Source organism: Halomonas sp. BM-2019 (genome assembly GCF_017584085.1).
Window position 1 is genome coordinate 2389766 of the sequence record NZ_CP071922.1, and the last position, 11634, is coordinate 2401399.

An 11634-nucleotide genomic window follows, 5' to 3' on the forward strand; every position below is an offset into this window, starting at 1 on the left:
TTCCCGTAGACCTTCCACTCGGTGACCAGCATCAGCGCACAGGCGCCCTCGCAGGCCTCGTAGGGATCGCCGTCGAACACCTCGAGCTGCGGGTGGTCGCCCACCTCGGCCAGCAGCGCCGGCAGCGCCGAGGGGTCATGCAGGCGGACCCGGACCCCCTGGGCCCACAGCGCCCGCAGCAGGCGTAGCACCGGGGCGTGGTCGATCCGCGTGGTGCCCGGCTTGAAGGCCGCCCCCCAGATCGCCACCGTGCGACCCTCCAGGCGGCCGTGGAAGTGGTTCCACAGCTTGCGGAACAGCGTCTCCTTCTTGTGCTCGTTGATGTCGAGCACCTGCTCGAGCAGCGCCGAGCGCCGCCCGCTGGCCGACTGCACGTCGGCCAGGCGCATCAGGTCCCGGGAGAAGCTGGGGCCGCCGAAGCCGCAGCCGGGATAGAGATACTCATAGCCGATCCGCGTGTCGGCCCCCATCCCCCGGCGCACGAATTCCACGTCGACGCCGAGGCTGTCGGCCAGCCCGGCAATCTCGTTCATGTAGCTGATGCGGGTGGCGAGCATGCCGTTGATGGCCAGCTTGGTGAGCTCGGCGGCCCGCCGCGGCATGCGCTGGATCACCTCACTGCGGCGGTTGAAGGCGCGCAGCAGCTCGCGCACCCGGGTCTCGCTGCCGTCGTCGTCGCAGCCCAGCAGCCAGCGCGCCGGCCGGGTGAAGGTATCCCAGGCGCGCCCCTCTTCGATAAGATCGGGCAGCGCCACGGCCCGCCCGCGGCCCTCGAGCTGCGCCTCCAGGTGCTCGGTCTCGCCCACCGGAAAGGTGGAATTGTTGACCAGCATCAGCCGCTCGGTATCGAGGCGGGCCAGCTCGCCGAACAGCGGGGCCAGGTCGGCGCGCTGCTCGGGGGAGAGGGCCAGCCAGACCACGTCCTGGTCGGCCAGGTCTGCCTCGGCGGGCGACTCCACAAGGCGCAGGCTGCCGACGTCGCGGCTCTCCTCGATCTGCATCAGCAGGCGCGGCTCGCGCCTCAGCCAGTCGGCCCCGCTGAGCGCCGACCAAGGGGCGACGGCGTGGGGCAGCCAGGTCACCCGATGGCCCACCGAGGCGAGGGCGGCGGCGGCGGTGGCGGCCGCCAGTTCACTGCCGTGGATCAGTACGCGCATGGCATCAGCCCTCCGCCGCGTAGCGGGCAAGCAGGTCGCGGAAGCCCTCGCCGTAGCGCGCATGGCGGCGGCCGTAGGCGAGGATCGCCTCCAGGTAGCCGAGCTGGTGGCCACAATCGTAGGTCTTGCCGCGCATGCGGAAGGCATCGACCCCCTCACGCCGGCGCAGGGTCTCGATGGCGTCGGTGAGCTGGATCTCGCCACCGGCCCCCGGCGCCGTCTCGGCCAGCAGCGCGAAGAGGCTGCCGGGCAGCGCATAGCGACCGATCACCGCCAGGTTGGAGGGTGCCACTTCCACCGCCGGCTTCTCGACCACTCCGGCCAGCGGGCGCGATTCGCCGGGATCCGGTATCTCGCCGCCGGTATCGACGATGCCGTACTTGTGGGTCAACTCCCGGGGCACCTCTTCAACCATCAGCTGGGCGTGACCGCTGGCCTCGAAGGCGTCGAGCATGCAGGCCAGGTCATTGCGCGCCAGGCCTTCGGCATCGACCAGCACGTCGGGCAGCAGCACGGCGAAGGGGGAGTCGTCACCCACCACCGGACGGGCACAGAGCACGGCGTGGCCGAGGCCCAGGGGCTCGGGCTGGCGCACGCTGATGATGTTGACGTCATCCGGCACGATGGAGCGCAGCTCCTCGAGCAGCTCTCGCTTGCCCTTCGCCTCGAGGCTGGCCTCCAGCTCGAAGTGCTTGTCGAAGTGGTTCTCGATGGCCGACTTGCTGCCATGGGTCACCAGCACGATATCACGGATGCCGGCGGCGACGGCCTCCTCGACCACGTACTGGATCACCGGGCGGTCGACGATGGTGATCATCTCCTTCGGAATCGCCTTGGAGGCCGGCAGGCAGCGAGTGCCAAAGCCGGCAACGGGAAGCACGGCCTTCTTGATCATGGTGAAATCCTTGTCCGGAACGTCATCGTCAGTGGATGTCAGCGCGAACGGCGGGCGGCGCTCGGCCTGCCGCGTCGCGTCATGCGACTCCCGTTCTCGGCCACGGGTCATGGGAATGCGGCCTCGAGAGCGGGTAGAATGACCCCATGATACCGGACGAGCCCCGACCTGCCACTGTGTCGGCTCGCCGACAACGCCATGTTGAGGCAGCATCTTGATGACAGAACGGAGAGCTCAGATGGGCGCAAGTCACACGGAAGCGGGTAACTTCGACCTCGGCGAGATCGCCAAGTTCGAGGCCCTGGCCAGTCGCTGGTGGGACCCGGAGAGCGAGTTCAAGCCGCTGCACGAGATCAATCCGCTGCGCCTGGACTTCATCGATGCGCGCGCCGGCCTGGCCGGCAAGCGAGTGGTGGACGTGGGCTGCGGCGGAGGGATCCTCGCCGAGGCCATGGCCCATCGCGGCGCCCGGGTCACCGGCATCGACCTGGGCGAGGCCCCCCTGGCGGTGGCACGGCTGCACGCCGAGGAGAGCGGCGTGCGGGTCGACTACCGCCGTATCAGCGTCGAGGCGCTGGCCGAAGAGGCCCCGGGCGAGTTCGACGTGGTCACCTGCCTGGAGATGCTCGAGCACGTGCCCGACCCCGCCTCGGTGGTACGCGCCTGCACCGCCCTGGTCAAGCCGGGCGGCCAGGTGTTCTTCTCGACCCTCAACCGCAACCCGAAGGCCTATGCTCTGGCGATTCTCGGCGCCGAATATGTCCTGCGCCTGCTGCCCCGCGGCACCCACGACTATGCGAAGTTCATTCGCCCCGCGGAGCTGGCCGGCTGGTGCCGGGAGGCGGGGCTCGAACTCCAGGAGCAGAGCGGGTTGACCTACAATCCGCTGACCCGGCGCTATCGGCTGCATCCCACCGACGTCTCGGTGAACTACCTGATGCACTGCCAGCGGGGGCTTGAGTGAGTGACCTGAGCGCTCTGCGCCGGCCCGCGGCCCTGCTCTTCGACCTTGACGGCACCCTGGTCGATACCGCCCCGGACCTGGCGCGGGCCACCAATGCCCTGCGTGCGCACCATGGCCTGGCCCCCCTGCCCTACCCGATCATCCGCGCCCAGGTCTCCAACGGCGGCAGCGCCCTGGTGACCCTGGCCCTGGGCCTGGCCAGGGAGGCGGCAGGACACGACGAGGCCCGCGGTTTCCTGCTGGCGGCCTACGGCGAGGCGGTGGCCGCCGAGAGTCGCGTCTTCCCGGCTCTGAGTCCGCTGCTGGACACCTGGGAGCGCCACGCTCGCCCCTGGGGCATCGTCACCAACAAGCCGCGGGCCTATGCCGAGCCCCTGGTCGAGGCCCTGGCGCTGGCCCCCGGGGCCCTGCTGTGCGCCGATGATCTGCCGGTGAAGAAGCCCGACCCCGCCCCGCTGCTGGAGGCGGCGCGGCGCCTGGGCGTGGAGCCGCAGCGCTGCTGGTATCTCGGCGATCACCTGCGCGACATCCAGGCGGCTCGCGCCGCCGGCATGGCGGCGGTGGCGGTGGGCTGGGGCTATGTCGAGGAAGGAGACGACTACCGCGCCTGGCCTGCCGATCTCTGGTTCGAGACCGGCGAGACGCTGATCGAGGCGCTGCTCGACCCTTGAGGGCCTGGCCCTCGATGGACCGCGACGGCGTAGCAAACGAGGCCGCGTCCTCGACGGAAAATCGGGCTGGCAGAGTCGCCGTCGGGGAGCGACACTGGTGGGGATGGCCACGAAGCAGCCCCTGAGGCTGTGCATGCCCTGCGTCGCCGGCCGCGGCAAGAGGCGTGTTCGTCTGATTCGGTCCCGGCATGCCCTGGGGGAAGCACGCGTGCAGAGACGTTGCCCTTATTGTCAGAGCTGCGGTGTCCAGAAGAATCGTCGTCGATGGTGGGCACGCCTGGCCAGGCGTCCCAACACCTACAACTGCATCGATTGCGGGGCCAAGTTCACCCGAAAGCAGCTAGTCGACCCGACATCCCTCCTGAATGAGGCCAGGCCCCCGGCTGCCAGGCCTCGCGTGAAGGCCGCCATTCCCAACCCTCTCCAGGCGGTGCGGCGAAAGATCCCCGCCGCGAGCCGTCTGCGCGGTCAACTCGCCGGTCAACTCGCGGACCGCGCACGGGCATCACGACGGCTGGCCCAGGAGGCGGCAAGGGGGCTCGAGGAGGGGCTGCGGCAGGTGGGAATAGCTCCCATCCGGGTCTGGGTCATCAAGCAGGTGGATGCCGACATCCTTCACCTCTGCGGTATCGGGACCCTCTATCACCCTCGGCAACGGCCCTGGGCCGCCCTGCACGCCCTTAGAGAGGGCCGCTACCAGGGCGGCGTGCGCCTTGGTACCACCGGCATCGTCCTCAACAGCCGGCTCTTCGCCGCCCTTCCCCCTCAGGACGACCTGCGGCTTGAGGGCGGGATGCGGGCGAACTGGCAGGGGCAGGAGTGGCGAGTCGCGCAGGTCCCGCAGCGCAGCTGGCAGCATGAAGGGCGGCTAGTTGCTCAGCGCGTCTTGCTGCAGGGGGAGGAGCGCCTGATCAGCAGCGAAGACGTCTCGGGCATACGCGCCAACGTCGACCCCAACGCGCCCCTGCCGGGCACCGTGGTGTTCCAGCCGGGGATCAGCCGGGGGGGCGACACCATACTGAGTGCCTACAGAGCCCGTGAACAGCGCCGCCGGCGCGATTCATGAACGCGGCGGCTGGGCGTCGAACTTCTCGCCGGTGTGACCCTGGCTCTCGGGCCCCATCAGCCAGAGGTAGCTGGGCATGATCTCCTCGGGGGCACGCAGGGACTCCGGCAGCTCCCCGGGATAGGCCTGCTTGCGCATCCGGGTGCGCGTCGCCCCGGGGTTGAGGCTGTTGACTCGCACGTTGCCCAGATGCTCCAGCTCGTCGGCCAGGACCTCCACGAAGCCCTCGGTGGCGAACTTGGACACCGCGTAGGCGCCCCAGTAGGCACGCCCCTTGCGGCCGACGCTCGAGGAGGTGAACACCACCGAGGCATCGGCGGAGGCCTTGAGCAGCGGCAGCAGCGCCTGGGTCATCCAGATCGGCCCGTTGAGATTGACCTGCATCACCTGCTCCCACAGCTCGGGGTTGTACTGCTCGAACGGCGTGATGCGACCGAGCAGCCCGGCATTGTGCAGGATCCCGTCGAGACGGCCGAACTCCTTGTCCAGGGTCTCGGCCATGTCGTGGTAGTCCTTGAGGGTGGAGCCCTCGAAGTTGAGCGGGAAGATCGCCGGCTGGGGGCCGCCTGCGGCCTCGATCTCGTCGTAAACCTTCTCCAGCTTGGCAATGGTGCGGCCCAGCAGGATCACCGTGGCGCCATGACGGGCAAAGGCCAGGGCCGCGGCCCGGCCGATCCCATCGCCGGCGCCGGTGACCAGGATGATGCGGTCATGGAGCAGGTCGGCGGGCGCCTGATAGTCGATCTTGCAGGTCGTCATGGGGTCTCCTTGGTGATCAGTTGCCGGACTGGCGCAGGAAGTCGTTGGCAAGCCCCGCAGCGGTGCTCTCCGGATACTCCTCGCGCACACGCTCAAGCAGCTCACGGCTGGCCTGGGGGTCGCCCTGGCGCGCCTTGAGCAGGCCGAGCTTGTAGAGCGAATCGGGCACCTTGTTGCTCTGCGGGAAGTCGTCGAGCACGTTGCGGAACTCACGCTCGGCCTCGTCGAGGCTGCCCTCGGCGGCGTGCAGTTCGCCCAGCCAGTAGTGGGCATTGGCGGTCAGGGTGTTGTCGGGATGATCGACCACGAAGCGTTCGAAGGCGCGGATCGCCTCGCCGAATTCCCGCGACTGGACCCGCGCGAAGGCCTGCTGGTACGCCTGCTGGGCCTCCGGGCTCGCCCCGCTGGGCGATGGCGCCTGGGCCACCTGGCGGGCGGCCTCCTCATCGACCTGAGCGGGAGCGTCCACGCCCACGCCCACGCCGGCCGGCGCCGAGGCGAGACGGTCCTCGAGGTCCAGGTACTGCTCGCGGGTCTGGCGACGCAGCTGCTCGAGCTGATGGCGCAGCTCCTCGACCTGGCCGCGCAGCTGGCGGATCTCCTCCTCGTGCTGCTGGACCTGGTTGAAGATCACCAGGGTGCCGCCCGCTTCCTCGCGAGTTTCCGTCTGCTCATAGAAGGTGCGCGGCTGGGCGGTGAGATCCTCGATCACCGGCTGCTGCGCCTGGACCGGGAGCCATACGGACAGCGGGAGCACCAGGGCTCCCGCGCCGCACAGTCGTTTCAGACCGTGTTTCATGCGTGTCTCCATCGACGTGGGTGGCCAGGCTTCAGTAGGCGAAGACGACCCGACGGTTCTGGGCGTAGGCCTCCTCGTTCTGGCCGCGGGCGGCCGGACGCTCCTCGCCGTAGCTCACCACCTCCACCTGGGAGGGCGACACGCCCTGCACGGAGAGGAAACGCTCCACGGAGCGGGCTCGCCGCTCCCCGAGGGCCATGTTGTATTCGCGGGTGCCGCGCTCGTCGGTGTGGCCCTGCAGCACGACGCGGGCGACACCGTTGGCGCTCAGGTAGCGGGCGTGGGCCGCCAGCACCGGCTCGAACTCGCTGCGGATGCGGTCGCTGTCGAACTCGAAGTAGATGGTGCGCTGCTCGGGGATGCGGCCATCGGCCTGCTGGCCGGCGGCGCCGTTGCCGGTGCCGAGGCCAGTACCGCCGACCTGACCGCTGCCAGCCACGCCGCTGCCGGCCGCACCGCCGCGGGTTCCATCCATGGACCCGTCCTGGGTCCCGCCACTGCTGGAACAACCTGCCACGAAGGCCAGGGACAGGGCCACCGCCAGGGTCCTGGCATAGGGCTTGAGACCGCGCTTGAGTTGCATCGTGTTACTCCTTGCTAGATCGAAGAGCACCAACATTCAGTGTGGTCAGTTGAGGAAGGGCGACCATGCGGGTTCACGCACGTCACCCGACACGGAAGGCAGCCGGAACGACGCGCGTCCATCGGCGGTAACTGCCCCCAACACCCCGTCGCCTCCCTGCCGGGTGGCGAAGATTACCATGGTCCCGTTGGGCGCAACACTGGGAGATTCATCAAAGCGGGTATCGCTCAGCACCACCAGGCGACCGCTGTCGAGATCCTGGCGTGCGACCTGGAAGCCGTTGTTGGAGCGGTGAATCAGGAAGAGCGCCTCGCCGTCCGGAGAGAAGCGACCGCGGGCATTGTAATTGCCGGTAAAGGTCAGGCGCTCCTGCTGGCCACTGGCGAAGTCATGGCGGTAGAGCTGCGGCCCCCCGCTGCGATCCGAGGTGAACAGCAGGCTGCGACCGTCCGGCGCCCAGGCCGGCTCGGTATCGATGCTGGAGCTGTTGGTGATGCGATCGAAGCTGCGCGAGGCAATGTCCATCACGTAGATTTCCGGCTGGCCGTCCTTGGAGAGCGACATGGCCAGCCGGCGACCGTCAGGTGACCAGGCCGGCGCACCATTGATCCCCGTGAAGGAGGTGGCGCGCACGCGCTGGCCGGAAGCCAGGTCCTGGATGTAGATGGCCGGACGCTCGGTCTCGAAGGAGACGTAGGCGAGGCGGCGACCATCCGGCGACCAGGCCGGCGAGAGGATCGGCTCCCGGGAGCTCAGCACCTGCTGGCTGTTGCGGCCATCGGCATCGGCCACATAGAGGGCGAACTGCATGTCGTCGCCGACTCCCTGGGAGGTCACATAGGCGATGCGGGTGGAAAAGGCACCGCGGATGTCGGTGATCGCCTCGAAGATCTGGTCGCTGATGTAGTGGGCGGCTCGGCGCAACTCACCCTGGTCGGCGGTGACCAGCTCGCCCAGCATGCGCCGCTCGCCGCTTACGTCCAGCAGCTCGTAGCGCAGCCGGTAGCCGCTCCCCTCGCGGCTGGCACTGCCCACCACCAGGTAGCGCACGTCGAGGCCGCGCCAGGTGCCATAGCGCACCTCGCCGCTCTCGCTGGGCTGGTCGATCATCTGGCGGCGCGACAGCGGATCGAAATAGCCGCTGCGCTCCAGGTTGTCATGGATCACCTGGGCGACGTCCTCGGGGAAGTCGTCGCCGCCGGCGAAGGGCACGACGGCCACCGGCGTGGCCCGGTCGCTGCCGCGGGTGATCTCGATGGTCAGGTTGGCCTGGGCAAGCTGGCTGGCCAGCAGCAGGGCCGCCATCAGCCAGGCGGTCATCAGGGCTTTCATCAGCGCACGTCTCCCGGTGTGAAACGCAGATTGAATTGACGGTAATCCCGTTGCAGGTTGGCTGGCAACTGTCGCAGTTCCGCGAACGGCGCCGCGGTTTCCACCGCCTGGATCGCCGAGCGATCGAAGGCGCTGTCGCCGCTGCTGCGGGTGATCGAGGCGGCGAAGAGCTCGCCGGATGGTCCGAGACGCACCGAGACTTCGGCGGTGGCGCCACCCGGCACGTTGGGGGGAATCATCCAGGCCTGCTCCACCGCACGGCGCACCAGATTGATGAAGCTGTTGGCGGCCTCCTGCCCCTGTCGCGCATTGGCGACGGCGTCACTCTCGCCCTCGATGGCGCGATCCAGCCCTTGACTGGCGGCCTCGGCGGCACGCCGGGCGGCTTCCTCGGCTTCGCGTTGGCGCTGGGCCTCCGCTTCCGCCTGACGCTGACGCTGGGCCTCCTGCTGGCGGCGGGCCTCCTCCTCAGCCTGACGCTGACGCTCGGCCTCGGCTTCGCGTTGACGCTGGGCCTCCGCTTCCGCCTGACGCTGACGCTCGGCCTCCTCCTCGCGGCGACGCTGCTCCTCCGCCTCCTGCTGGCGGCGGGCCTCCTCCTCGGCCTGGCGCCGACGTTCGGCCTCCTCGGCTTCGCGCTGGCGCTGGGCCTCCGCCTCGGCCTCCCGCTGGCGGCGGGCCTCCTCCTCGGCCTGGCGCTGACGCTCGGCCGCCTCCTGCTGGGCGCGCCGCTCCTGCGCCTCACGCTGCCGAGCCTGGCGCTCGGCCTCCTCGGCGCGGCGGGCGGCCTCCGCCTCGGCGGCTTCGGCGGCCTGGCGAGCCTCTTCGCGAGCCTGGGCCTCGGCTTCCCGCTCCTGCTGACGCGCGGCCTCCACGGCGGCGGCCGCCTCCTCGGCCTCGCGGGCCGCCTGCTCGGCCTGACGCTGCTCTTCCGCCTCACGGGCCAGGGCGCGCGAGCGGGCCGCCTCTGCGCGCTGGGCCTGGTCGGTCACCGTCTCGGTGCTGACCAGGGTCGCCTGGACGATGGATGACGACGTCGACTCCGGCTCCCTGGCCGGCAGGGTGACCACGCTGAACAGCACCACGACGACGTGGAGCGCCACCGCCAGGAGCATCGGCAGGCCGTAGCCCACCCGGGGGTCGTGTCTGGCCATCTCGACTCCTCAGCCTTCCCTGCCGGGGGGGTCCGAGATCAGCCCGACGTTGGCGACGCCGGCCACCTGGAGGGTCCCCATCAGGGTGACGACCTGGCCGTAGGAGACGTTGCGGTCGCCGCGCACCATCACCGGCGTGCCGGGACGGCGCTCGAGCAGGATGATCACCCGGTCGGCGAGTTCGTCGAGGTCCACGGCGCTCTCCTCGCCGCCGATGGAGAGGTAGTAGCCGCCGTCGCGATCCACCGAGACGATGATCGGGTCGCTCTGCTCGGCGTTGTCGATGGGCTCGGAGGTGACCTGGGGCAGGTCCACCTGCACGCCCTGGGTGAGCATCGGCGCGGTGATCATGAAGATCACCAGCAGCACCAGCATGACGTCGATGAAGGGCACGACGTTGATCTCACCCATGGGCTTGCGCGAGGTGCCGCGATTGAATGGTCCGTGCATGGCAGGGCTCCCTCAGGCGGCGCCGGTTTCGGCCCGGCCCTGCAGGTTGCGGTGCAGGATGGAGTGGAACTCCTCGGCGAAGTCCTCGTACTTGCCCAGCAGCCGGCCGGACTCGGCCGAGAGGCGGTTATAGAAGATCACCGCGGGAATGGCCGCGAACAGGCCCATGGCGGTGGCGATCAGCGCCTCGGCGATCCAGGGGGCCACGGTGGCCAGGGTCGCCTGCTGCGCCATGGAGAGGGACTGAAAGGAGCCCATGATGCCCCACACGGTGCCGAACAGGCCGATGTAGGGGCTGGCCGAGGCCACGGTGGCCAGGAACACCAGGTGCAGGTTGAGGCGCTCCTCCTCCCGGGACCAGGCCACCCGCATGCTGCGCTGCACGCCGTCGAGGATCGCCTGGGGGCTGCGGGTCTTCGGCATCAGGCGGTTGAACTCCCGGAAGCCGGCGCGGAAGACGTGTTCGGCGCCCTGGGTCTCCTGTTCAGCCGGGGTCTCGCGGTAGAGCTCGTTGAGGTCCACGCCGGACCAGAAGCGCTCCTCGAAGGTCTGGTGGGCACGCCGGGCGCGGCGCATGGTGAAGGTGCGCTGGAAGATCACGACCCAGGAGAGGATCGAACCCACCGTGAGCAGCAGCATGACCAGCTGCACCACGGTGCTGGCGCTCATGATCAGGTGGGGTATGGACATGGAGTCGTTCACGGGCATCCTCGTCAGACTTGCGGTTGGGCTGAGGGTTGGGACAGGGCCGCGGCCAGGGCAGGCGGCCAGGGGACGGGCTTGAGGCGGACGGCATCGATGCAGGCGATGTCGACACGCGCATCGCACAAGGGTTCCCCGCAACGGCTCACGATCTGGCCGAACTGCAGCCGGGCGCGGCCGTGGGACCGGATCTCGGCGCTCACCTCGAGCGCGTCGTCCAGTCGGGCGGGCTTGGCATAACGGCACTCCAGGCGGTGGACCACCAGCTGGATCCCTGCCTCGAACAGCTCGCGCTGGGTGATCCCCTGCGCACGCAGCCATTCGCTGCGTGCCCGCTCCATGTACTTGAGATAGTTGACGTAGTAGACGATGCCGCCGGCATCGGTGTCCTCGATGTAGACCCGCACCGGTAGCCGAAATTCGCTCACGGCCGGGTCTCCCCCGCGGCATCGACGGCATCACCGGCCGGGGCGAGGCCGAAGTGCAGCCAGGCCTGGCGGGTCACCACCCGCCCCCGGGCGGTACGCATCATCAGCCCCTGCTGGATCAGGTAGGGCTCGATGACATCCTCGATGGTGTCACGCTCCTCGCCGATGGCCGCGGCCAGGGAGTCGACCCCCACCGGCCCGCCGTCGAACTTTTCGATCATCGCCAGCAGCAGGCGACGGTCCATGTGGTCCAGGCCGTGGTGGTCCACGTGCAGCATGTCCAGCGCCCGGTCGGCGATCTCGGCATCGATACGGCCCGAGCCCCGCACCTCGGCGAAGTCGCGTACCCGGCGCAGCAGGCGGTTGGCGATGCGCGGCGTGCACCCCCATCAGCCGCGCCGAGCGGGCGACGATCTCGGTGAGCTCGTCGATGGCGTAGAACTCCAGGCGCTGGACGATGCCGAAGCGGTCGCGCAGCGGCGAGGTCAGCAGGCCCGCCCGGGTCGTGGCCCCCACCAGGGTGAAGGGCGGCAGGTCGAGCTTGATGGAGCGCGCCGCCGGCCCCTCGCCGATCACGATATCGAGCTGGAAGTCCTCCATGGCGGGGTAGAGGATCTCCTCCACCACCGGCGACAGGCGGTGGATCTCGTCGATGAACAGCACGTCGCCCGACT

At 69.4% G+C, this 11634-nt stretch carries 13 protein-coding genes and 1 pseudogene; 3 read left to right on the plus strand and 11 right to left on the minus strand.

All coding sequences use genetic code 11. From position 1 onward, the window contains the following. Together J5F18_RS11895 and galU are read right to left on the minus strand one after the other, a co-directional pair. On the minus strand, positions 1-1157 hold a 1157-nt coding region (locus J5F18_RS11895), incomplete at its 3' end, for a UDP binding domain-containing protein (RefSeq protein WP_346298838.1). A gap of 4 nt (positions 1158-1161) precedes the next feature. Further along, complete coding sequence (gene galU / locus J5F18_RS11900; protein ID WP_346298839.1) at positions 1162-2052, minus strand: UTP--glucose-1-phosphate uridylyltransferase GalU; 891 nt, start codon at positions 2050-2052, stop codon at positions 1162-1164. A 238-nt stretch (positions 2053-2290) separates the two neighbouring features. Between galU and ubiG the strand changes: the two genes are divergently transcribed. From ubiG to J5F18_RS11915, 3 genes are all read left to right on the plus strand, one after another. Beyond that, positions 2291-3016: a bifunctional 2-polyprenyl-6-hydroxyphenol methylase/3-demethylubiquinol 3-O-methyltransferase UbiG gene (gene ubiG / locus J5F18_RS11905; RefSeq protein WP_346298840.1), complete on the plus strand. Its 726-nt coding sequence runs from the start codon at positions 2291-2293 to the stop codon at positions 3014-3016. Next, positions 3013-3687, plus strand: coding sequence for an HAD-IA family hydrolase (locus J5F18_RS11910; RefSeq protein WP_346298841.1), 675 nt, complete (start codon positions 3013-3015; stop codon positions 3685-3687). The genes ubiG and J5F18_RS11910 overlap by 4 nt, the downstream gene beginning before the upstream one ends. A gap of 559 nt (positions 3688-4246) precedes the next feature. Then, positions 4247-4753: a hypothetical protein gene (locus J5F18_RS11915; protein WP_346298842.1), complete on the plus strand. Its 507-nt coding sequence runs from the start codon at positions 4247-4249 to the stop codon at positions 4751-4753. Here the strand turns inward: J5F18_RS11915 and J5F18_RS11920 are convergent. The 9 genes and pseudogenes from J5F18_RS11920 to ruvB all read right to left on the minus strand — a co-directional run. Next, a complete protein-coding gene (locus J5F18_RS11920) occupies positions 4748-5512 on the minus strand; it encodes a YciK family oxidoreductase (protein ID WP_346298843.1) in 765 nt (254 codons plus the stop codon). The two genes, J5F18_RS11915 and J5F18_RS11920, sit on opposite strands and share 6 nt — an antisense overlap. Positions 5513-5528: 16 nt before the next feature. Continuing rightward, entirely contained in the window at positions 5529-6311 is a 783-nt protein-coding gene (gene ybgF, locus J5F18_RS11925) for a tol-pal system protein YbgF (protein ID WP_346298844.1), read from the minus strand. Between the two features lie 31 nt (positions 6312-6342). Further along, positions 6343-6894 carry a peptidoglycan-associated lipoprotein Pal gene (gene pal, locus J5F18_RS11930; RefSeq protein ID WP_346298845.1) on the minus strand — a complete coding sequence of 184 codons (552 nt, stop codon included), beginning with the start codon at positions 6892-6894 and terminating at the stop codon, positions 6343-6345. Positions 6895-6939: 45 nt separating this feature from the next. Continuing rightward, a complete protein-coding gene (gene tolB / locus J5F18_RS11935; RefSeq protein ID WP_346298846.1) occupies positions 6940-8226 on the minus strand; it encodes a Tol-Pal system beta propeller repeat protein TolB in 1287 nt (428 codons plus the stop codon). Beyond that, complete coding sequence (gene tolA / locus J5F18_RS11940) at positions 8226-9380, minus strand: cell envelope integrity protein TolA (protein WP_346298847.1); 1155 nt, start codon at positions 9378-9380, stop codon at positions 8226-8228. Before tolA ends, tolB begins: the two co-directional genes overlap by 1 nt. Before the next feature lie 9 nt (positions 9381-9389). Further along, the gene (gene tolR, locus J5F18_RS11945; RefSeq protein WP_346298848.1) at positions 9390-9830 is read right to left on the minus strand and encodes a protein TolR; all 441 of its coding nucleotides are present in this window, start codon (positions 9828-9830) and stop codon (positions 9390-9392) included. 12 nt (positions 9831-9842) lie between these two features. Then, complete coding sequence (gene tolQ, locus J5F18_RS11950) at positions 9843-10532, minus strand: protein TolQ (protein WP_346298849.1); 690 nt, start codon at positions 10530-10532, stop codon at positions 9843-9845. 11 nt (positions 10533-10543) lie between these two features. After that, complete coding sequence (ybgC, locus tag J5F18_RS11955) at positions 10544-10960, minus strand: tol-pal system-associated acyl-CoA thioesterase (RefSeq protein ID WP_346298850.1); 417 nt, start codon at positions 10958-10960, stop codon at positions 10544-10546. Beyond that, positions 10957-11634: pseudogene (gene ruvB / locus J5F18_RS11960) on the minus strand (Holliday junction branch migration DNA helicase RuvB); the annotation flags it as partial. The pseudogene ruvB and the gene ybgC, both read right to left, overlap by 4 nt.